The organism is Priestia sp. JSM ZJ58 (assembly GCF_044383985.1).
In the GTDB taxonomy this organism is placed as follows: Bacteria; Bacillota; Bacilli; order Bacillales; family Bacillaceae_H; genus Priestia; species Priestia zanthoxyli.
In genome coordinates, this window is record NZ_JBISEM010000001.1 from 3,601,617 (window position 1) to 3,623,588 (window position 21,972).

The following is a 21,972-nucleotide window of genomic DNA, read 5'->3' on the forward strand; positions in this document are numbered from 1 at the left end:
ATACCCTCAAAGGTTCACCTATCCGGATGAGACTAGCCCGCAAGGGAGGGTCTCATCCGGATAGGTCTAGCAACTCTACCATCACCGCTCTTCCGTGATGGTAGAGTTGCTACATCGATAATAGATATAGAAATAATTATAGATTAGTAGAAATTGGAATGGGGGACCTTTCGTACGTAAAATCTCTACAAATACACGTATACTTCGCATATTTCCTAGCGAAACGTGAAGTTTCCGGGGAAATTACGTCACGTTTCTTAAAAAGAAAACATAATGTACGCTCATTCGCACATGTGATCTCCCCCTTGTACAGTAGAGATACCGGCGGAATACAGCAAAAACGCGTTTTTGAAAAAGGATTGCTACATGCAAAAAAGCTCGTTTGATCAAATCGCTTCATCTTTTCATCCATTAATTGTGTCGATGATTAAAAAATTTCATATTTACAAAGACTACGACGAATATTATCAAATTGCGTTAATTGGTTTATGGAGAGCGTATCAAAAATTTGACGAAAGCAAAGGCTCTTTTTCCGCTTATGCCTACACAACCGTGCGCGGTACGATTCTTTCTCATTTAAAAGGCACCATTTTATACGAAGAACGGGAAACACCAGCTGAGCAGAACCTGCTTTCACTGAACGAAGATCTCGCTCTTCCCGTTCCGCTAGAAAGTGAAATCATCAAGCAGCATATCGAACACTTAACGGGGAGAGAAAAAATCTATGTAATCGAACATCTGCTAGAAGGCTACTCGTATAAAGATATTGCATACAAATACGGAGTCTCCACGGGAGCCGTTAAAAACTGGGGAAAATCAGCTCGCAAAAAGCTAAAGGCCTCGCTTCTTCAAGAGTAAGAAAAGGAGGAAGCTTACCATAAGCTTCCTCCTTCCGTTTATATGTGTAGTCCAAACGATTGTTCATATGTAGGACAAGTTTATTCGATAAATCGAACGATTATGCCAAGACAACCGGACTTTCTAAACAGTAATTACGAATAACAGCCGCTCTGGCCAGCTTTTTTTCTAAACTATAATAAGAGAGTTTCACTGGAATGAACGTGCCGTCTTTGAAGTGAATCAGCATCGAGGGTGAATGAACTGTAGCAAGCGTGTGTGAAGTATGAACATGAGAGGCAAAAATCCAAGCGCAGCCATAGTCATTTGGCGAAGATGTCGGAAACGCAATGATGGCTTGTGAACGATTAATAACAAGCGGCGTAAGCTGTTTGTACGGAAACATTTTTCGAACGGCGGCAATAGAGCCGTTAAACGTACTTAATTCTCGAATGCACGCTTCTTCTAATAATTGCTTACAGGTCTTGCTTAGCATGTATTCTCCTGCTTCATCTAGCACCTTCGTTCGGTGCACAGGATCATTCACTGGAATCAATGCTTTTGTCGTCAAACCAATTTGATAATTTTCAACATTTGTCATACATCTACCCCCTTTTGCTACTTTATAACTATTCTATACTATCGAAAAGGGGAAAATCTAGTCTTTTTTTCTCATTATTTGAAATATTTTGAATATATTTTATATCCAAAGAAAAAAGCGCTGAAGCCAGCGCTTTTCTTTTAAATAAAAATGTCTAAAATAAGAACCATTGCAAACGCTGCAAATGATAGAATCGTTTCCATCACTGTCCACGTTTTTAACGTTTGAGCCACTGACATATTAAAGAATTCTTTGATTAACCAGAAGCCAGAATCATTTACGTGGGATAGCATCACAGAACCTGCGCCTGTTGCTAGCACCAATAGCTCTGGGCTTACGTTTGGCATCGTTGCTGCAATCGGTGCGACAATACCTGCTGCTGTTGTCATTGCTACTGTTGCTGAACCAACTGCTGCACGAATTAACCCGGCAATTACAAACGCTAGCACGATAGGAGAAAGATGTGCATCTTGAGCAAATCCCGCGATCGCGTCACCTACACCGCTTGCTGTTAAAATTTTATTAAAACCGCCGCCTGCACCGATGATTAAAATGATCGAAGCAACGGGTCCAAGGCATTCGTTTGTGAATTTTAATAGATCGTCTTTGTTATATCCTCTTGCAAAGCCGAACGAATAAAAAGCAAACACTAACGAAATTAACAGCGCAACAATTGGACTTCCGATAAAGTTTGTTACGTAGCGAATCGTACTTGTTTCTGGATAAACAAACCCAGTAATTGTTGCTAAAAGCATTAATAGTACCGGTAGTAAAATTGTGAATAACGTAATTCCGAAGCCAGGAAGATCTTTATGCTTTGACTCTGTGAACTGCTCCATAATTTCACCCGTTGGCTGTACATGAACACGGCGTGAAATGAATGATCCGTAAATAGGACCTGCCACCGCTGCAGCTGGAAATGCCACAACTAATGAATACAAAATCGTTTTACCTAAATCTGCTTTAAAGATATCCACCGCTAGCATCGCTGCTGGATGTGGAGGTACTAAACTGTGAACAACGGCTAAGCCGGCAATTAATGATAAACCAATTTTAATAAGTGACGTACCCGTATGCTTGGCAATTACAAACACAAGTGGAATTAATAACACAACACCAACTTGGAAAAAGACTGGGATACCGCAAATAACGGCTACAACCATCATTGCCCAGTGTACGTTCTTTTCACCGAATACTTTAATTAACGTGCGGGCAATACGCTCGGCTCCGCCTGACTCTGCCATCATTTTACCTAACATCGTTCCAAGACCAAGAACAATCGCGATAAATCCTAAGACGCTCGCTACGCCTTCTTGGAAAGCTGTTACGATATCAGGCAGCTTCATTCCTGAAATAAGACCCATAAACAAAGCCGCGACAATTAGCGCTACGAACGGATTTGTTTTAAACTTAGCAATTAAAAAGATAAGTCCAACAATCGATACAATCGCATACAGCAAAAGACTTGCTTCATGACTTAATCCAAATACTGAATTCATATGTTCATCCCCTTAGTGTGACCATTTTTCATGTACGTACATCCAAATAATGTATACGCTTTCAAATATTTTCTAAAGTGAACGCACCTCGTACGTTCACTTCTTTCTATTCACTTAGTAACTCAACCGTTTCACGAAGCGTTGTTTTGGCTCCGACGTTTCCAGGGAAAATGATGTACGCAATGCCTGGAAACTTGCTTTCCTCTCCCGTTACCCATACTGGAATGCCCGGCTTGATTTGTCCAGCTACCGTCGCGCGCTTTACGGATAAGCCGTTTACACCGATATCGCTTGACGTAATGCCGCCTTTTGCGACGATAAAGTTTGGACGAACGTGTAAGCGGCGAACAATGCTTGTAACCGCATCTGAAATTTTTACCGATAATTTAAGCTCTTCTTCTTTTTTGCCTTCGCCAAGATCTAAGCGCTCGCGTCTTGTATAGACAGCTACCGTTTGACCTCGTGAAATAAGCTTCTCTGCTTCATTGATAATACGGTTCACTTCTTCTTCAAACTTTTCAGGTTCTAAGACAAGATGACAATCAAATTCAATAAATTCAATGAAACTGCATTTCTTTAATTCTTCTAACTGCTCCGTTGTTTTTTTAACATGCGAACCAACCATAATTAATCCGCCGTTTGACGACTTCTCTTTAATGAGCTCTTCTTTTGTTAAAAGGTCTTTGTCGCTCACGCCGCCCATTACTTTTGTTAAAGCCGCAGCGCTTCGATACATAAAATGTTTTCCAAGCTTCATCGCACGAAGAAGCGCAATCGTCACAACTTTTACGTCCACGTAATCCACTGCGTTCACAACGACTTTGTTAAAGTCTTTCACTTCCATTAACTGATTTGTAATCGTCACTAAATCAAGTGCACGAATGCTCCTAAGCGAGATATACGTCGTATGACTTGCTTTGAATTCCCCTTCTGACTTTTCTTCCACCCACTCGCCTAAATGAGACTTACTGTAGCCAAACGTACGGTCTTTTGCAAACTCGGTTTCTCCTGCCGGCACTAAGTAGTCTTCATCTTGCACGTAGTGAATGTTATCAACTGTGAATCGTCCGCCTTCTTTAAAAAAAGGAAAGATAACTTCGCCGTCAAGCACTTGATTTGAGTGCTGTTCAACCGTTTTCTTTAATACTTCCGTTTCTAACGGATAGTGACCGCGAAGAGTGGAGTCACCTCTGCTGATAATTAAAAACTCTTTATCTACTTCAGCCGCTACTTCTGTAATAACAGTAGCAATGTCCGCGTGGGCTTTTTCCGTTTCAGAAGCGGTAAATCCGCGTGAATTTGTTAGAATAAAAAACATGGAGTTTTCTTCTGAAAAACCTTGCTTAATGCTGTCTTTGCTCCAGTCTGTATAAACGGAAATGCCGTTAACCGTTTGAACACCCGTTGGATCATCATCCAGTACGATGATTTTTTGATTGAACGTCAGAAGCTCTTCATCAAGCATTTTTTGCACAAGTGCTTCGTCAACCGCTGGAATGTTTTTAAACACATCGCTTACAAGACGTTTTTCATCTTGTTTAATCATGCTTCCACCTTCTTTTTCACTTCAACGTTTGCTAATTTTTCGTAGTACTGCACAATTCCACCGTGATCATCGCTTGCTTTTCCGTCTACTTTTAACGCGTGGAAAATTTCAACAAGCTGACTTGAAAGCGGAAGCGGTACGCCAATGTCATGAGCCGTTTCCATCACGTTTGTCATATCTTTTAAGTTAATATCAATGCGTCCGCCTGCTACAAAGTTGCGGTCTAAAATCAGCGGTACTTTTGCATCTAATACAGCGCTTCCAGCTAATCCGCCGCGAATTGCTTGATACATTTTTTCAACGTCAATGCCTGCTTTGGCTGCTAGTACAAGCGCTTCAGACATCGCTGCAATATTTAGGTTTACAATCACTTGGTTCGCAAGCTTAGCCGTTACGCCGCTTCCGTTGTCTCCAACAAGCGTTATTTCCGCTCCCATCGCATGAAGAATAGGTGAAACGCTTTCAAAGATGTGCTCATTTCCTCCAACCATAATCGCAAGCGTGCCGTCAATTGCTTTTGGCTCTCCTCCGCTAACCGGAGCGTCTAGCATGTGAATTCCTTTTTGTGCAAGTTCAGCGGCAATTTCTTTTGATGCTACCGGTGAAATGGAACTCATATCGATGATAACGCTTCCTTCTTTAGCGCTATGAATTAACCCTTCTTCTCCAAGCACTACGCTTTTTACATGATGTGAAGCCGGAAGCATCGTGATCATCACGTCGCTGTTCACTGCAACTTCAGCAAGGCTTTCTGCTCCAAATCCTCCTGCTGCTTTTACTTCTTCCACTGCTGCTTTATTAATATCGTAAACCGTTACCTCAAAACCTGCTTTTAATAAATTGAGTGTCATCGGTTTTCCCATAATTCCAAGTCCAATAAATCCAACGCGTTTTGTCATTTCCGTTTCCTCCCCTTGTTGTATACGTTTTCAAATACACTTTTAAAAATAATGTATACGTTAAAATATTTTTTGTATACATTTCTGATAATTTTGTATACACTCATCATATTCGCATTTTATTTATTTGTCTAGCCTTTTTTTAATTGAAATTTATTTCTAAAAGCGAAACTTTCCGTCCCACCTTTTCACAAGTTATAGTATGATTTGGGTATACGCGTACAAAATGATAAAAAATAAAGAGAGAAAGAGACGAGATCTCCTCGTGTCGAATGCTAGAGGTGAAGTAGAGTATGTTAAGAAATCAAGGTTCTCGTTCGTCTCATCACCCTTCTTATGAGATGATTCGAGATAAAATTTTAAACGGTGAGCTTGAAGGCGGTACAAAAATCGTCGAAGAAAAATTAGCGAGCGAGCTTGGATTCAGCCGAACGCCGATTCGTGACTCCATTAGACGCTTAGAATATGAAGGACTGATTGTTCGAAAAAAAGTCGTGTCGCCGACAGAAAAAGACTTACGCAACTTGTTTGAAGTGCGAATGCTGCTAGAAGGCTCAGCTTCTAAAGCTGCGGCAACTTTTTTATCTGATAACGAATTAGAAGAGTTAAAGGAATGCGTAGACATCGGAAGAAACGGCTCGTTTGAAGAAATCATGAGCGCAAATGAACGTTTTCACGCCATCATTGTGAACGCAAGCAACAATGACGTCATGATTAATATTATCGACCGCATGCAGTCCATCATTTACTTATTCCGTCATACGGTCGTGTTTTACAACCGCCCGTTTTTAATTGACGAACATGAAGACATTTATAACGCGATTAAAGAACGCAATGCTGAAAAAGCCGAAACGTTAATGCAAGAGCACCTACAAAAAGACTTAGAGTTTTGCCTGCATTTACTTCAAAGAAGACAATAAAAAAGCTGCCGATTGGCAGCTTTTTTATACGTACATCTTTTCTTTTACAGAAATATCAGCTAACTGTCCGCTGCTGTTTTTGAACACCACGTGTTTTTTTGAAAACTTCGTTGGTGAATCAATGCCGGCAGCTGCTGCTAAATTAAACAACCCTTCACGTAATGACAGCACGTAGTTGCACACCCGATATGATTTTTCTTCAATAATAAGCGCTTTTTGCAGCTTTGGATCTGTTGTGGCTACGCCGACGGGGCACCTGTTGTTGTGACAAACCTGCGCTTGAATACAGCCAACGGAAAACATAAAGCCTCTGGCAATATTTACGCAGTCGGCACCCAGTGATAAAGCCGTCGCAATTTTATCAGCCGTTAGCAGCTTGCCCGATGCAAAAAGCTTCACTTCATCACGAACGCCATATTTTTTAAGCAGTTCATCCACAAAAGGAAGCCCTGAAAACAGCGGTACGCCCGCTCCGTCCGCTAATTCTTGAAACGATGCGCCCGTTCCGCCTTCTGCTCCGTCGATCGTAATAAAATCAGGTCCGCTTCCGGTCTCTTTCATATACGCCGCCATTTCTTCAAGATCATTTGTGTTTCCGACCACCATTTTAATGCCTACTGGCTTGCCGCCCACATCTCGAAGCTTTTCAATAAACCCAAACATTTCAGGATACGACGCGAACTCTTTAAAACGATTTGGACTGTCTACCGATTCTCCTGGCTTTAAGTTGCGGATTTCGGCGATTTCTTCCGTTACTTTTGAACCGTCCACGTGACCGCCTCGCGTTTTGGCTCCTTGGGCAAGCTTGATTTCAAACGCTTTGATTTGCTTCATTTCACTTTTCTTTTTAAACTCTTCCCATGAAAACTCGCCTTCTTTTGTCCGAACGCCAAAAAGCCCAGGGCCAATTTGAAAAATGATATCGACGTTTCCTTTTAAATGATACGGTGACAGTCCGCCTTCTCCCGTGTTCATCCACGTGCCGCCTGCTCGACCTAACCCTAGGGATAAAGCGGTAATCGCATGGTCACCAAGCGCTCCAAAGCTCATGCCGGATTGACCGATTAATCCTTTTACAACAAATGGATTTTTGCATGAAGGACCTATAACAACCGCATCTTCATCCCGCAAATAAAACGGAGCCGCTTCTTTTTCTTCTCGGTGCTCTCTTCGGCTGAATAAGTTATCGGCGTCCATTTTATATACTTTCGTTTTAACTTTTGTCGTATTATCCGCTTTCATTTCATCGCGCTGCTTTGGAAACACGGCATTTCGAATATAGTATCCCGGTTCGTTAAAATCACGTTCTGAGCCAAACCCCATCATTCGGTTCAAGTATTTACCTGACTTAACGGTTTGCTCGTATTGATTTCTAGAAAACGGCTTGCCTTCGTTATTATTTAAAAATAAATACTGACGCAGTTCAGGCCCCATTTTCTCAAAAATATAGCGCATTTTCCCGAGCAGCGGATAGTTTCTCAAAACCGAATGCTCTTCTTGTTTTTCATCTTTCATCCAAAGAATAATAGCGATAATAACCGGCACTACAATCACAAGCATCATGACCGCACCAAAAATAAGTAAAATGATTTCAAACACTCCCATGATATCCCTCCTAAAAAGACTCTCCTATACGGAGAGTCACTGATTAAAGCATTCTGCTTAGTCCTTTACGAAGCGGCGGCATTTCGAGCTCATGTTCTTTGAAAAACTTTTTCATGATGTGCTTCGAATAATTGGCTGCTTGTCCAAATGAAATTTTGCCTGGAAGCGGCGGTTCATCCGCGACAACGACATCAATCACAACAGGGACATTCGCAAGCGCTGCTTTTTCAAATGCTGTTTCGAGCTCCTCGTATTTTTCAACGCGATAGCCAATTCCTCCGCACGATTCAGCGAACTTCGCAAAGTTCATTTCACCAAGCTGTGTTTGATAATCCAAGTGACCTTGAATGGCTTGTTCATATTTAATCATGCCGATTTCACTGTTATTAAGGACGACTACAACGATTGGCAGCTTGTACTTCACAGCCGTCACAAAATCTTGCATGACCATCGTAAATCCTCCGTCTCCGCACACGGCTACCGATTGTTTTTCCGGATGAGCAAGCTTTCCTGCAATCGCAGCCGGAAGTCCGCAGCCCATCGTTGCCAGCCAGCTTGAAATGACAAATTTTTGATTCGTCATACGGAAATGTCTCGCCATCCATACCGTCACGTTCCCGACATCAACAGATACAATTGCATCATCATCAACGATTTTTTGCAGTTTAGGAATGACTTGCTGCGGCTTGATTGGCGTGCTCACTTCGTTTTCTTCTTTTTCTACGTGCTTCCACCAGTTTTCCATATTAACTTGACACTCTTCTAAGAAACGGCGGTTTTCTTGATAATCTAAATTATGCGCAAGCTGGGAAAGCGTCGTTTTAGAGTCTCCGACTAATCCAATCGATACAGGATAGCGTCTGCCGATTTGTGTGGCGTCAGAGTCCAGCTGAATCGCTTCAACCCCGTCCGGTAAAAACTCACGGTATGGAAACGAAGTTCCAATCATAATCAACAAATCGGTTTCTTCCATCGCTTCATACGCCGGCTTCGTCCCAATTTGACCGAGCTGCCCCAGGTTATAAGGATGATGATCAGGCAGTATTCCTTTACCCGGAAGCGTAAAGATAATCGGCGCCGCAATTTTTTCCGCAAACTGCGCTAACTCAAGCTTGGCGTGCTTTGCACCCGTTCCTGCTAAAATAACCGGTTTTTTTGCGTATTTAATCGCTAGAAGCGCTTTAGCTACATCTTCTGAATCACTGTGAGAAATGGTTTTTGATACGTTCGCAACTGGCGTTTTTGAGTCAATTCTAATCGTTGAAGACGGAATATCATCTGGAATGACTAACACCGCTACGCCTTTTTTGGCATAAGCTGTGCGAATCGCTTGCTGCAGCAGATGCGGAAATGATTCCGGCGAGTCTACGCGGTGATTAAACACCGACACATCGTCAAAAACACGTTCTAAATTCACTTCTTGAAACGATTCATTGCCAAGCTTCGCACGAGGCACCTGTCCGGCTAGCACTAGCACCGGTGCACCGTCTGCTTTGGCATCATATAAGCCGTTTAACAAGTGAATCGCACCCGGCCCTCCAATCGACAGACACACGCCGATTTTGCCTGTAATTTTAGCGTAAGAAGATGCCGCAAGTGCGCCTACTTCCTCGTGACGGACTTGAATAAACTCAATTTCATCTTTTTCACTTCGCAGATTGTCCATAAAATGATTGATGGAATCTCCCGGCATACCGAAAATGTGATCGATATTCCATTCTTTTAATACCGACATAGCTGCTTTGCCAGCTGTAGTTTTTATCATATTCAGCCTTCCTTTCTTTAGCTTTGTTTCTATTCCATACCACAATGAAAGAAAGACAAAACAAGGGACTTTCCCGTTTTTATGGAAAAGTCCCTTGTTTTCAGCTAAATAATTTAAATAAACTAAATTTTCTCATCGGCTCAGGCTCTAATTGATGCACCGGACGACCGTCGATAATGGCTTCCGCATTTTCGATAAAAAAATAAAGTTCTGACGCACCGTACATATCGGAAATATAATCGTACGCTTTTGAAAGTGAATAGTCGTGGTAATTGCGAGCATGAACGCCAGAGGCAATCACGTGGGCGAAGCGGTATTTAATAAACGTACAGGCCGCTTTTCTTTCTTTTTTTCCGTTTAAACCGAGAATACTAGCAGCGCTTAGCTGAACGAGTACACCTTTTTTTACAAGCTCATACAAACGCTCAGGGTGATCTCGGAAAATCGGATGACATTCTGGTGAACGCAGAATAGGCACAACGCCTTTTGTGAGAAGATCATACAGCGTTTTTTCAAAATAAGGTGAGATATCATATTCAGGCAGTGAAAGAAACAAATATTTATCGGTGTGATTAAGCGTAAGAAGCTGATTTCGCTCATAGTTTCGCAGAAGTTGAGGTGATAAAGGGACAAGCTGGCCTGGTAAGACTTGAAGAGGAATACATGAATTTGTGAGCCATTCATTAGCTGCATTTACATAGAGAAATAAATGGTGTTTCATAAACTCTTGATCGCTATCATAAAGCGGCGTCGCCACAACGGACTGAACACCTTGATCCGCTAAGGAGCGTGCCATCTTCAAAAAGCCGTCTACTTCCTCAGGTCCGCTATCGATATTAGGCAATATGTACGTATGAATATCAATCACTTTATTTCCCTCCCTGCGTTTTGTATAGCTCTATTCTACGACGATTTTAAATGTGAAACTATGTATTCTTCTCGACATTTACCACCACAAACCCCGGAAAACCGCGCACTTTTCTGTCATCTACTTAACTAACAATATTTTACTATCACTCTATGTGAAAACGCAAACATAATTTGTAAAATAAATCCAAATAATGATGATAAAAGAAGGGAATTAAATAGGTCTTTGTATGCAAATACCCTGATTAAACAGAAGTTAATCAGGGTACAAAGGGAAAAGTTAAAAAATTCCTAGAAATTTTGTTTTTTTGATGCGCTCAGGCTCTTGTTTATAAATAGCCTTCCCGCTCGCAATGGCTTCAGCATTTTCCATGAAATGATAGAGCTTGCTGTTGCCGTATTTTTTAGAAACGGTTGAATAGGCTTTTTGCAGGCCGTACTGCTGGTAGTTTTCACGATTTACACCTGATGCAATAACGTGTGCTAATCCGTGATCAATGAACTGATAAGCTGCTTTTTTAGCTTTACTGCCGTTGCCGCCCAGCACACTTTGTGCAGACAGCTGAACGACTGCTCCATTTTTTACGAGCTTGTACAAGTGCGGAGGGTTTTCCACAAATAATGAATGGCACTCAGGCTCATTTAAAACCGGTACAATACCTTTTAGCTGAAGCTCGTAAGCAATATTTTCTAACACTTCAATTTCCACGTCTTGTGGAATGTGTAAAAACATATATTTTTCATTTTCATTTATTGTCATCGTGTAATACTCTTCATTTGATACAATCATATTGGTAGAGGCAATTACTTTTTGACCTGGTAAAACGCTTAACGAAATAGAAGATTTTCTTAACCATTCATTCGCAAGATCGACACCTTCTCTATAGCTGGAATCTTTTCCGTCATAAAGAGGGGCTGCTACGACTTCTGTTACTCCTTGTTTCACTAATACATTTGCCATTTCTAAAAATTCTTCTACACTTTTGGGACCACTGTTCACATTTGGCAAGATATTGGTATATATATCTATCATTTTTTTCTCCTCTTTCTATGCCTCAGATCATGGATAGTATTCCATGAATTATATTATATCATAGACCCCTTGCCGACTTTTCTATATAAAAAGAAATGGTTTCTTATGTATAAGTTTTATGTCTTACAAGCTCTCATTGTGTCTTGAAATGCATTTTGCAAGTGCTTCTACCTATAAAACAGAACAAGCCTAACCAAGTGGTTAGGCTTGCTCTTTACTAATTAGATTTAGAATTTGTAAAATACTGTTCTAAATACTGTGCCCACAGCTGTTCTCCCTTGTCATTAGGCTGACCAGGCGCTTGTGTTAAATAAGCTGAAATCTTTTCTGACTGATAGTCCGGCCATGCTTTCCAATGATTGATATATTCATAGTCATTTTCTTTTGCAAACTCTTCTAATGCTTTGGCATCAGATGGGTAATTATTTGCTTTATAAACCGGAGCTGACGGCTGAAGAATCGTAACCAGCTGTTCATTTTGGCGTTTTAAGTACGTCAAGATAATATCTACATTGTCTAACGTATTCTCAATGCCTACTACGCCGTTATCATTTAAAAGAAACGGTTCAAACAGCAAAACATCTGGACTTGCCTTGGCAATTTCTTTATATGTATCGCTTTTGATAAACTGTAAGGTTGTCATATCCTTATATTCACGGACTTCAACTTGGATTAAGGAAGAACCATATGTATCTTCAATTTTTTTCTTCAACAGCTCCCCCCAAGTAGCTTTTACTTCTTCATGCGGTGCTGATCCAACAATAACTAGCTTCAACGGTGTTTTTGTCTGCTCGGCTTTTTGAAGTTTAGTTTTGATAGACTTTGGAAGATTTTGAGCGTGTTCTTTCCAAGTAGCTTCTGCATTACTTGCATCACTGGAAGCTTCAACTTTGATTGGTCTGGAAACAGATTGTTCTGATACCTTGTTGTTCCAATACACTTTTCCGGCTGAAATTGCGGCAATAAAAACCATGACTGCTAGAATATTAATCCAAATTTTCATATATTGTCTCCCTTACTATATCTTTCTTTTTTGCTCTTATTATAATATAATTTGTAAGTAAGTGCAGGAAAATGATTAAATTTGTCATTTTTTCAGTAATTTTGATACAGAAAAGTTTTTTCAAGATAAGAATAATGACTTACATAGGTACTTCATTTATTTTATCAATATATTAAGCAAAGGAAGAGACAATGAATATGGAAGAATCTCAAACTCGCAAGCGTAAAAGGAGAAAGCCGAAGAAAAAAAGAGCATTAAAAATTGTTACGGGTATTATTGTATTATTAATCCTTGGTGTAGGTGCTTATGCCTACAGTATTTGGCATTCTGTTGAAAAAACGTTCACAGAAACTCATGAGCCTTTAAAACGTGATGTATCAGAGAAAAGATCTGAGAAAGTTTCTTTTAGTGACAAAGATCCTATTTCAATATTGCTTTTAGGAGTGGATCAGCGTGCAGGAGACCGCGGGCGTTCTGACTCATTAATTCTAATGACGGTGAACCCAAAAGACCAATCGATGAAGATGGTCAGCATTCCTCGTGATACGCGCACAGAGATTGTTGGAAAAGGAACGACTGACAAAATCAATCACGCCTATGCATTCGGCGGTGTCGATATGGCTGTAAATACAGTTGAAAAGTTCTTAGATGTGCCGGTTGACTATTATGTACAAGTTAATATGGAAAGCTTTAAAGACATTGTTGACGCAGTTGGAGGCGTGACAGTGAATAACGACTTGGACTTTAATTATGACGGATACAGCTTTAAAAAAGGAAAGCTTACGCTAGACGGGAAAGAAGCTCTTGCTTACTCTCGTATGCGTAAAAAAGATCCTCGCGGAGATTTTGGTCGTCAAATGCGCCAGCGTCAAATTATTGAAGGTGTTATTGACGAAGGAGCAAGCGTTCAATCTCTAGCAAACTACGGCAATATCTTAGACGCCATTGGAACAAATGTTAGAACAAACCTTACATTCGACGATATGAAGCAAATTCAATCCAACTATAAAGATGCTCGTCATAACGTAGAGCAGCTTCAAGTAGACGGTCAAGGTGAGAAAATTAACGGCATTTACTACTATGCAGTTTCAGATGCAACGCGCCAAGAGTTGTCTACTAAGTTAAAAGATCATTTAAATGTAAAATAAGAAAACGGGCTACTTTTCACAGTAGCCCGTTTTTTTAGCGTGTTAACTCTTTTACCTTGTATTCATTAGCCGTCGTTCGAATCACAATATGATCTAACTGCTTCATTAGTTCTTTATAATAGCTTGGTTCATAATGATTAATAGAGTTACCATCCGGATACGTCTCATGACCAATAAATCCATAGTTGGTTACATCAATAATTTGAGCCTTCGGCATTAGCTGCAAGAAATATCTTTCCATATATTCATACAAATAGTTATTAAAATCTACTTGCTCAGTTGGCGTACTAAACTTCTGTCTATCTCCGCTTTTACTATAAAATTCCCCTATACTCCGGGCTTTTTGCAAAATGATCCGTTCTTCAGGAAGATACTCTTTAATTTTTGCTGAAAATCTTTCCATCGCATCACGCCATTGGATAAGATAACTATCCATGTTTTTTCGGTTAATGAATTCTACAGATCCGGAGACATCGTATAAATATTGCGAACCTCTTAAAAAGTAATTTCCCGTAATAATGTGCTTATTGTTAATAACCGCTAAGTCCAGGAATACATCAGAATAAAAGTCGATAATCAAAAATTCAGGTGCGGTTTGACTGATTCTTTGAAAGAAGGTTTTTTCAAAATCATCTTGAATAAAGCCCTTTTCCGCTTCATTGTATTGTCTAAAGTACGCTTCTTTATACTCAATCGGATTACTCATCGTACTTATCGTATTAGAATGAAATTGAGTATATACTACCTTGTACTTTTCTTTATAATCCGGATTAAAATAAGGCTGAGAGTTAAAGGCAGCTCGGCTGTAGCAAGATCCGTACACTGCAATTTTAACTGGATCTTTGGCAGCTACACTCTTCACTTTTTTCATCCATAAAGCCAAAGTGCTGATTTTCGTTGTATAAGGCTTTATTTCAAAGCCATTTCCAATGGATTGATATTTCCAGCCCTTCTCTTTAAGGCTTGATAAGCTAATATCGTATTCGCCTTTACATCCTGTTTTTTTATCTTGTAATAAAATTTGTACATCAAAACCAGTTTGATCTAGTTTACGCTGATGCTTAAAAAGATCTTGAAGAGAAAACTCGCTGTAAAAAGAACCTTCTGTCTCATTAAAAGGCAGCTCTATTGTATAAGGCGTCAGACATTTTAGAGATAGATTATCTTTCGGACGAAGGTATAGCTGAACCGCTTGCAGTTTTTGATTTACATTCTCCATTGACTTAATTGTACCTTGTAGCCCTATAACTCCGTTGTCTTGATAAGAAAATTGGTGAAGTCTAACGTCAATATTTACTTTATTTATCTTAATATGCAACTGTCCATTTCCATTTAAAGTAAAAACTGATTTGAATAAAGGAGACGAAAGAATTGGTGTAAAACGATCATCAATAGCATTTTTTTCTATTATAAAATCAGTACTGATTTCCCGGCATTCACCGTCTGAAAATTCAATGAAGGCTTCCCAACTATCACCATGTCTAAGAATGTCCTGGGTGAAAATGTTATCTTTAGGGATTGTAAAACAATAATGACGTTCTTTTGTCTTTTCTCCTTGAACCGTCAGTTCTGTGCGATGAATACGAACAGCCTCTGATTCCTTTCTTTTAAACTTCAGCCGGCACTCTTTAATACTATGCGCAATTTGCTGGTCTATTTCAATAGAGCACTTTAATGTCTGCTCATCTAGTTTCATATTCGTCATACCGTACTTCACCTGTTTAGGACGTACAAATATAGCCAGCGTATTTGACTTTGTCGTATACAGAGCTATTGTATGTAACGAACCTTCAGAGCTGTAATAAGATGTTTCGTAGTTAGATACGCGTGATATGTCTAGCAAGTGCTTCTCTTCGTCCACAATAAATTGAAAATCCCATATCTGCCCTTGCTCTACTATTTTCTTTGCTTCTTGAAGATTAAGCGTAAACGAAAACTGCTGCTCATTCCAATTCGTCTGGATTTCAAAACTGTTCGGTAAAGCTAAACAGTCAGCTTCCATTCTTTCTCGAATCATGACATGAGGAGTTTGTTCAGAAATTTGTACACTACTTTCTCCTTTTATATAAATAATGCCAGTATGTAAATTAAATTGAATATCCTTTATAAAAGATGTCATAAGTTAATTGAACCGCCCTTTTACTTTTTAGTCGCTGACAGGTACTTTAGTAGCATATTTTTCGCTTTGCAAGCTGTTAATTTCCTTAAAAAAACAGGATATGGATATATCCTGTTAAAAGACCTACGTATTTGAACGTTTTACAAATGAAATAAGAGTGATTTTATTTGTTTTAACGTCTTCATACACTTTTATATAATAATTTTGAGATTGATAGAAGTATAATCCTTCTTTCTCATTTGTAAAGACCGGCTTTTCTTTTAACGCTTCCAGTACTTTACTGCTGCTTTCATCAAAGTTTCTAAGTGAAACTTCTTCAACTTCATTATTCAGCGATACGTATTGTACAGATCCATAATTCAGTAGATTTCCATCGTTAGATTCTCGTTGACTAGTTAACGTTTTAGTAAACGTCTGACTTAAATGCTCAACTGAGCCTCCTAAAGGACGTAATAAATTAGCTATTGTACTGTCATATTTCACGTTTGTAAACTCATTTAGCGTTTCTATATTTTCTTTCGCTACAACTTGCTTGTCCTCTTTGTAAGGAGCAACAAGATAAGAACTGACCCATCCAACTCGGCCTTCTCCTACTTTTACTTTAATCCATTCCATATCTTCATCAGGATCTTTTTTTCGATCAAGAACGGAATAAACTTCTCCAAACGACAGGATGGTCTTTTGATTACTCTTCAAGTCCGCTTCGTCACGTACAAATGCTGTTTTAGTATTCACCGCTACCTTATCGACATCATTTTTATGAGAAGTAGAAGCCGGATCAGCTTGCTCAGAGACAGCACGCTTATCGTGCGGAACGTTGTTTTTGACGGCATATGCAGCTACACCTGCACTTCCTGCTAACAGAAGGGTAGCGGCTGATAATAGAACCTTTTTCTTAGAGCTTCTTTTCTTTGCAGATTTGTCTTTTTGTTGCTTCATTCGCTGCGATCTTTTTGAAAATCTAGGTTCTTCCTCTTTACTATCGGCTTTCTTTTCGCTTTTTTCGCTTGTTGACATCAGCAGACCGTGCGCTGATTCGCTGAGCTGCTGCTCTTTAAGCTGTTCTCGCTCTTCTTTCGACATAGCGTTATATTCTTTTAAAAAAGCAGCGTAATGGTCTGCTACTTCAGTAATATCTCCGTATTCTTTTACATGTCCGTAATGAATCCAAAGCGCTTTGGTACAAAAGCTTCTCACTTGTGAAAGCGAATGACTGATAAAGAAGATGGTCTTGCCATTTTCTTTAAATTCATTCATTTTTTCTAAACACTTATTTGTAAAAGTCTGGTCTCCAACAGATAACGCTTCATCAATAACTAAAATGTCGGGATCAATGTTGACGGATATAGCAAACCCCAGTCTAGATTTCATTCCGCTTGAGTACGTTTTTACCGGTTGGTTAATAAACTTTCCGATATCAGCAAATTCAATTACTTTAGGTGTAATCTTTTCGATTTGATGTTTATTAAGCCCCATCATCAAACCTTTTAGCTCGATATTTTGAAGGCCTGTTAATTGGTTATTCAAACCTGCACCAATAGCAATCAAAGAGGCGCTTCCGTTAATGTCTACCGTTCCTTCATTTGGCATAGTCACACCGGCAATTAAGTTTGAAAGTGTACTTTTACCAGAGCCGTTAAGGCCTATTACTCCAACAATTTCACCTTCATTCACTTCAAAGGAAATTTTATTTAACGCATAGTGGTATTCGCCTTTTCCTCTGTTCCAAAGTAAATCCTTCAGCTTATCTGTTTGTTTATTATACATTTTGTATTTTTTTGTTACTTGCTGAAACTTGACTTTATAACCCATATATTTCATTCACCTTTTATAAGTAATCAACAAACTGCTTTCTGAACTTTACATGAATTGCTGAACCAAAAACAAATAGTCCACAAATGATGAGCCAAAATACAATTGTGTATGGAGATGTAATTAATCCCCAGCCGCCTGTTAATAAAGAATCACGATAGCCCTCTACTAAATAATAAAAAGGATTCATCGCAAATACTTCCTTCAACAGCTGCGGGGTGTTATCACTGGGAATCCATAAAATTGGCGTAATGTAAAATAGCATACGCGTAGCTGTCTGAATTAATAAATGAATGTCCCTCACCATCGTTGATAAAGTCGATGTTATAAACGATAGAGAAAGTAAAAATACAAAAGAAGACAGCATAAAATACAGTAAGCTAATTACATTTAAATGACTAAAACCTTGAGACACAATGACAATGACGAGCAGCATGCCCATAAGAATTAAATGCGTATATACTTGTGAAACAATAACATATGTCGGTATGACGCTTAGTGGAAAATTCATTTTAGAAACAGAATTTAATCTCGCATAGACTGAATTGGACCCTTGCAAAATGGACGCACTCATAAAAAACCATGGAATCAGCCCGCAAATTAGCCATATAAAGAATGGAATGCCTTCTACATCACGCCCGCCTCGCACTCCTAATCCAAATACAATCCAGTATACACCTATTTGAAACAACGGATTTAAGATAATCCAAAAACTTCCGAGCAGGTTGCCTGCATATGATTTTTTTAATTCATATCCGGAGAGTCGTCCAATCATATACAAATTACGGATTTGTTCTTGCATAACAATTTTAATTGATTTCATATAGCAATTCCTTCTGCACAATTTATTCATATATACTCTATTAGGAACGATGTCAAAATAGCTATCTTTATTTCTAATAAAGTCATCTTACATGTAGGAAGTGCAAGTATAACTTGCACTTCCTGTGATGGCATACTATTCTATTGTATCACTTCAATTGGGTCAATAGTTTCAATTATGATGTTTTCTGTTTGATAACTTCATAAATTCGTTGGCAATTGTTTTGATCTTTATACTTAAAGATTCGCTGAGAATTCTTAACATATTGTCTATCAGCCTTAAAGTCATTTTCTACAATTCTTTGAACAGTTTGTACTAATTCATTCTCATTTGAAACAATTGAGCCTAAATTGCTGTATTGGATTTCCTTCACAGGTGCATGATGGTTATTATGAGGATCGAATTGATACATCACAACAGGCTTATTCATATATAGAAAATCACTTGATACAGAAGAGTAATCTGTTATTAACAAAGAACTTTCCTTCAAAAGCTCAGAAACCGTGGCTGTACTCTTTACTAAAAATTCAATATTAGGATGTTCTACAACAAAGTTATCCATAAATTTTTGCATTTGATTATGAATATAAAACTTAACCGAAATATTATGACGTTCAATCATGTCTAGAAATTCTTTATTACTGATTAAATTTCGGTATGCTTTGTAATAGTCGGACCTTAAAAAGCTGCTTTTATTAATCTTAAAGAGATGTCTTCTCCATGTAGGCATAATTAAGATTTGTTTTTTCAGCGATAATTCATGAAGATTATCAAATCTTGCTAATCCTGTTACAGCTACTTCCTGGTCGCTGTATCCTAACGTATTTTGAATGATTTTCTTTTCATATTCAGAGCTAGAAATAATAAGGTTTTGATTGTAGCGATCTTTATGCAAATAAGGAGAGATATTGTGAATAATAACTCCGTGCTGCAAGCAAATAGTGAACTTCTTCGCTAGCTGCTTGCCAAACATTTTGATGAACTGTTTTTTAGGAGCTGGATATGAGCATTCATCGAATGTCCAAGCGCTAATGTAAGTATCTGCAACTAGCATATAAAGCTGATGCTTTAAAGAAGAATGATAGATAACATTTCCAAGCTTCTTTACCTTGTAGAGATGAGGAGAATCTTTGCTGATGATATAATACACTTTCTCCTTTGGATAGTTTTCACGGCAATGCTTGAAGAAGAAATATCCATTATCTTCTGCTTGATCTTCCCGCTCCCCTACCAGCCAAATTTTCCGATTGAACGTAAGGGGCTTCCATATTGCAGCTAAAGTTAGCAAAAACACCTTATAAAACCATTGCTTTATCTCTACGAACCATTTGCTGAATAAGCGAAGAGGCTTAGTAAGCTTCCATGATAGAGATTCTTCTAAATCATATGGATTTTTTTCAAAGTACTGCTTATATTTGTTCGTTTGTTCATACCAGTGTCTTTTACTTCTTAATAATTTAATATAATGAGTCGCTTCTTCATCTAACTTTTTATTTACCATATTAAATAAAGGCGTGTACCCATCTAAATCATTAGATTGAATGTCTTTCTTACTGACACGGCCAAGGAAATTTCGTAATACGTCGTACGCAGCTACTTGCTCTTCTTCCGACAAATTATCTGTAAACATATTTTTGTCCAATAAAAAAGTTAGATGCTTTAACAACTGGACTTTCACCAATGAAACGGATTTTTCCGATGCCGATAAATCAACATGCTCCGCAATATACCGAATATGTGAAATTGAGTTATTTACGTAGGATTCATTAAATGTAAACTTGTTGCGATAAAACTGTTTGTTTACATATTTAAAAGTAAACGGTCGAAGGTAAAAATTAATATTCAGCAGCTCAATGAATGAGTCGCTCACCTCTATTTTATTTTCCCCTGCCATTTTTAATAAACTTTCTTTATTTATGAGCTTTAAACCGGCCATAGCATTAACGCCCGCTCCGATTACCTCTTCAGCTCCTGCTAAATTGCGATCTTCTCTAATAGACGTAATTAAATTAGCAGAAACAAAATCTACTGAATGCTTGTCCATTTCCCGACAAAGATTTTTATACAAGTGAGGGGAAGTACTGTAATTAAAGTCAAAAAAGCTAATATATTTCCCTCTCAACTCTTCAACTTTCAGGCTATTATCGTGCTGTACGCGAACGTTAGCTTTTTTAGCTAACTGGGCCAATTCAATAATTTGCTCTTCAGATTTGCTTTCAGCTTGATCAATAACAATTAGTTCCATATTGTCAAAGCCAAGTGTTTGCTTTTTAAGCACTTCTAGACCACTATTAAAATTTTCAATATTACTTTCCTGCAAAATTGTGACTACGCTTACCTTCATTTATATATCTCCTCTTAATTAGTTGTTTTAATCGTATGTTGCGGTTGCGCAGGAATTTAGTAATCTTCCAAGAAAAGCTTTTTCTTATTTTTGAATGCTTTCTATATTCGATTTGCAGTTCTCTTCCTTGCTTATACCACCAGCGACGAGAAGCGAGCATTTTATTGTATTCTAACGCTTCTTGAATATACCCTTTATTGATTAAGCTCAAGAAAGGCTCTTCAAGCGCTAAATACTTCTCTACTAAACGTTTATCATAATCTTTTACAACATCCGTAACTAAGTGAATTAAATATAATCGCGTTTCCCATTCGAGGCGATTAAAGTCTGGGTCGCAGATTTTCCATAACAAAGATCTTAACGCGTTAATTTGAAAATATGCATAGCTCTCATCGTTTAAAAGAGGCTTGACCAGCTTAGCTGCTTTTACGTCATTTTCAACCGTGCTTACGATATCTCGCTGCGTCAGCGACAAGTTCTTTTCATCATTTCGTGCTCGGTACATATAGATGACTTTAGGAATATAGCTGAACTTTTTAGCTTTGGTGAACAGCTGCATGTCATAGTATTTGTCCTCGCCATTTTTCATCCCTTCGATAAACGAGATACCATGATTTTTAATAAAAGATGTTTTGACTAGTTTTAAATATACGGCTGTCTTTACTTGCAGAAAGAAAGGAGCGTCTTTAATCGTAACGTTATAGTATTGTTTTTGCAGCAAATAGTTTTTGAACGTTACATGTTCATATTCCCGTCCGTCTTCTTCATCAAAGCTAATCATCTTGCCCATGACGAAATCTGAATTATTTTCGTGTGCTACTTGATAAAGAGATTCGTATGCGTCTAATGGAATATAATCGTCTGGATCTAGGAAAATAAGATATTTCCCCGTTGCCTGTTCAATCCCTACATTCCTTGGCTTACCTGGTGCCCCGGTGTTCTCTGGTAAATGAATGGCTTTAAAATGAGGAAAACGCGCTGCATACTCATCTATGATCTTAGCAGTATTATCTGTTGAACAATCGTTTACCATCAGTACTTCTAATTTTTCATGTCCAATGGTTTGGTTAACTAAAGATTCTAAGCATTCTTCAATATAATTTTCTACATTGTAGATTGGTAAAATGACTGATATTAGTGGTTTTTTCACC

17 protein-coding genes are annotated in these 21,972 nt (G+C 38.6%); 3 read left to right on the forward strand and 14 right to left on the reverse strand.

What is annotated here, in order from left to right; genetic code table 11:
* Nucleotides 1-366 precede the first annotated feature (366 nt).
* Complete coding sequence (locus ACH6EI_RS18760; RefSeq protein ID WP_099330719.1) at nucleotides 367-858, forward strand: sigma-70 family RNA polymerase sigma factor; 492 nt, start codon at nucleotides 367-369, stop codon at nucleotides 856-858.
* 100 nt (nucleotides 859-958) lie between these two features.
* On the opposite strand, the gene ACH6EI_RS18765 is transcribed toward ACH6EI_RS18760, so the two are convergent.
* The 4 genes from ACH6EI_RS18765 to garR form a co-directional block, all read right to left on the reverse strand.
* On the reverse strand, nucleotides 959-1,438 hold the full coding sequence (locus tag ACH6EI_RS18765) for a competence protein ComK (protein ID WP_099330718.1): 480 nt from the start codon (nucleotides 1,436-1,438) through the stop codon (nucleotides 959-961).
* Nucleotides 1,439-1,578: 140 nt separating this feature from the next.
* Nucleotides 1,579-2,937 (reverse strand): GntT/GntP/DsdX family permease, encoded by a 1,359-nt coding sequence (locus ACH6EI_RS18770; RefSeq protein ID WP_099330717.1) that lies wholly within the window; start codon nucleotides 2,935-2,937, stop codon nucleotides 1,579-1,581.
* Nucleotides 2,938-3,043: 106 nt separating this feature from the next.
* Nucleotides 3,044-4,483: a four-carbon acid sugar kinase family protein gene (locus ACH6EI_RS18775; protein WP_099330716.1), complete on the reverse strand. Its 1,440-nt coding sequence runs from the start codon at nucleotides 4,481-4,483 to the stop codon at nucleotides 3,044-3,046.
* Nucleotides 4,480-5,382 carry a 2-hydroxy-3-oxopropionate reductase gene (gene garR, locus ACH6EI_RS18780; RefSeq protein WP_028414246.1) on the reverse strand — a complete coding sequence of 301 codons (903 nt, stop codon included), beginning with the start codon at nucleotides 5,380-5,382 and terminating at the stop codon, nucleotides 4,480-4,482. Before garR ends, ACH6EI_RS18775 begins: the two co-directional genes overlap by 4 nt.
* Before the next feature lie 293 nt (nucleotides 5,383-5,675).
* Here garR and ACH6EI_RS18785 point away from each other — a divergent pair, with 293 nt between their 5' ends.
* Nucleotides 5,676-6,302, forward strand: a complete 627-nt coding sequence (locus tag ACH6EI_RS18785; protein WP_061859631.1) for a GntR family transcriptional regulator — start codon at nucleotides 5,676-5,678, stop codon at nucleotides 6,300-6,302.
* Between the two features lie 24 nt (nucleotides 6,303-6,326).
* Here the strand turns inward: ACH6EI_RS18785 and ACH6EI_RS18790 are convergent, their stop codons facing one another.
* The 5 genes from ACH6EI_RS18790 to ACH6EI_RS18810 all read right to left on the reverse strand — a co-directional run bounded on the left by ACH6EI_RS18790 (nucleotide 6,327) and on the right by ACH6EI_RS18810 (nucleotide 12,575).
* Nucleotides 6,327-7,907, reverse strand: coding sequence for an FMN-binding glutamate synthase family protein (locus ACH6EI_RS18790; protein WP_099330715.1), 1,581 nt, complete (start codon nucleotides 7,905-7,907; stop codon nucleotides 6,327-6,329).
* 43 nt (nucleotides 7,908-7,950) lie between these two features.
* Nucleotides 7,951-9,672: a pyruvate oxidase gene (locus ACH6EI_RS18795; protein WP_099330714.1), complete on the reverse strand. Its 1,722-nt coding sequence runs from the start codon at nucleotides 9,670-9,672 to the stop codon at nucleotides 7,951-7,953.
* Nucleotides 9,673-9,772: 100 nt separating this feature from the next.
* A complete protein-coding gene (locus ACH6EI_RS18800; protein ID WP_099330713.1) occupies nucleotides 9,773-10,540 on the reverse strand; it encodes a tyrosine-protein phosphatase in 768 nt (255 codons plus the stop codon).
* Between the two features lie 279 nt (nucleotides 10,541-10,819).
* Nucleotides 10,820-11,572, reverse strand: coding sequence for a CpsB/CapC family capsule biosynthesis tyrosine phosphatase (locus ACH6EI_RS18805; RefSeq protein WP_099330712.1), 753 nt, complete (start codon nucleotides 11,570-11,572; stop codon nucleotides 10,820-10,822).
* 217 nt (nucleotides 11,573-11,789) lie between these two features.
* Nucleotides 11,790-12,575, reverse strand: coding sequence for an SGNH/GDSL hydrolase family protein (locus ACH6EI_RS18810; protein ID WP_108674503.1), 786 nt, complete (start codon nucleotides 12,573-12,575; stop codon nucleotides 11,790-11,792).
* Nucleotides 12,576-12,772: 197 nt separating this feature from the next.
* Between ACH6EI_RS18810 and tagU the strand changes: the two genes are divergently transcribed.
* Nucleotides 12,773-13,723: a polyisoprenyl-teichoic acid--peptidoglycan teichoic acid transferase TagU gene (gene tagU, locus ACH6EI_RS18815; RefSeq protein ID WP_098627419.1), complete on the forward strand. Its 951-nt coding sequence runs from the start codon at nucleotides 12,773-12,775 to the stop codon at nucleotides 13,721-13,723.
* A gap of 34 nt (nucleotides 13,724-13,757) precedes the next feature.
* Here tagU and ACH6EI_RS18820 read toward each other — a convergent pair whose 3' ends face one another.
* The 5 genes from ACH6EI_RS18820 to ACH6EI_RS18840 all read right to left on the reverse strand — a co-directional run bounded on the left by ACH6EI_RS18820 (nucleotide 13,758) and on the right by ACH6EI_RS18840 (nucleotide 21,971).
* A complete protein-coding gene (locus tag ACH6EI_RS18820) occupies nucleotides 13,758-15,842 on the reverse strand; it encodes a DUF6270 domain-containing protein (RefSeq protein ID WP_108674502.1) in 2,085 nt (694 codons plus the stop codon).
* Between the two features lie 123 nt (nucleotides 15,843-15,965).
* Nucleotides 15,966-17,654 carry a teichoic acids export ABC transporter ATP-binding subunit TagH gene (gene tagH, locus ACH6EI_RS18825; protein ID WP_108674501.1) on the reverse strand — a complete coding sequence of 563 codons (1,689 nt, stop codon included), beginning with the start codon at nucleotides 17,652-17,654 and terminating at the stop codon, nucleotides 15,966-15,968.
* A gap of 16 nt (nucleotides 17,655-17,670) precedes the next feature.
* Nucleotides 17,671-18,477: an ABC transporter permease gene (locus ACH6EI_RS18830; RefSeq protein ID WP_097813282.1), complete on the reverse strand. Its 807-nt coding sequence runs from the start codon at nucleotides 18,475-18,477 to the stop codon at nucleotides 17,671-17,673.
* A gap of 175 nt (nucleotides 18,478-18,652) precedes the next feature.
* Nucleotides 18,653-20,821, reverse strand: coding sequence for a CDP-glycerol glycerophosphotransferase family protein (locus tag ACH6EI_RS18835; protein WP_108674500.1), 2,169 nt, complete (start codon nucleotides 20,819-20,821; stop codon nucleotides 18,653-18,655).
* A complete protein-coding gene (locus tag ACH6EI_RS18840) occupies nucleotides 20,784-21,971 on the reverse strand; it encodes a glycosyltransferase family 2 protein (protein ID WP_108674499.1) in 1,188 nt (395 codons plus the stop codon). The genes ACH6EI_RS18835 and ACH6EI_RS18840 overlap by 38 nt, the downstream gene beginning before the upstream one ends.
* Nucleotide 21,972 lies beyond the last annotated feature (1 nt).

Excerpts from the sequence above, each read along its gene's own strand:
- ACH6EI_RS18760 (WP_099330719.1), top strand. The coding sequence starts at position 367 with ATGCAAAAAAGCTCGTTTGATCAAATCGCTTCATCTTTTCATCCATTA.
- ACH6EI_RS18765 (WP_099330718.1), bottom strand. The coding sequence starts at position 1,438 with ATGACAAATGTTGAAAATTATCAAATTGGTTTGACGACAAAAGCATTG.
- ACH6EI_RS18770 (WP_099330717.1), bottom strand. The coding sequence starts at position 2,937 with ATGAATTCAGTATTTGGATTAAGTCATGAAGCAAGTCTTTTGCTGTAT.
- ACH6EI_RS18775 (WP_099330716.1), bottom strand. The coding sequence starts at position 4,483 with ATGATTAAACAAGATGAAAAACGTCTTGTAAGCGATGTGTTTAAAAAC.
- garR (WP_028414246.1), bottom strand. The coding sequence starts at position 5,382 with ATGACAAAACGCGTTGGATTTATTGGACTTGGAATTATGGGAAAACCG.
- ACH6EI_RS18785 (WP_061859631.1), top strand. The coding sequence starts at position 5,676 with ATGTTAAGAAATCAAGGTTCTCGTTCGTCTCATCACCCTTCTTATGAG.
- ACH6EI_RS18790 (WP_099330715.1), bottom strand. The coding sequence starts at position 7,907 with ATGGGAGTGTTTGAAATCATTTTACTTATTTTTGGTGCGGTCATGATG.
- ACH6EI_RS18795 (WP_099330714.1), bottom strand. The coding sequence starts at position 9,672 with ATGATAAAAACTACAGCTGGCAAAGCAGCTATGTCGGTATTAAAAGAA.
- ACH6EI_RS18805 (WP_099330712.1), bottom strand. The coding sequence starts at position 11,572 with ATGATAGATATATATACCAATATCTTGCCAAATGTGAACAGTGGTCCC.
- ACH6EI_RS18810 (WP_108674503.1), bottom strand. The coding sequence starts at position 12,575 with ATGAAAATTTGGATTAATATTCTAGCAGTCATGGTTTTTATTGCCGCA.
- tagU (WP_098627419.1), top strand. The coding sequence starts at position 12,773 with ATGGAAGAATCTCAAACTCGCAAGCGTAAAAGGAGAAAGCCGAAGAAA.
- ACH6EI_RS18820 (WP_108674502.1), bottom strand. The coding sequence starts at position 15,842 with ATGACATCTTTTATAAAGGATATTCAATTTAATTTACATACTGGCATT.
- tagH (WP_108674501.1), bottom strand. The coding sequence starts at position 17,654 with ATGGGTTATAAAGTCAAGTTTCAGCAAGTAACAAAAAAATACAAAATG.
- ACH6EI_RS18830 (WP_097813282.1), bottom strand. The coding sequence starts at position 18,477 with ATGAAATCAATTAAAATTGTTATGCAAGAACAAATCCGTAATTTGTAT.
- ACH6EI_RS18835 (WP_108674500.1), bottom strand. The coding sequence starts at position 20,821 with ATGAAGGTAAGCGTAGTCACAATTTTGCAGGAAAGTAATATTGAAAAT.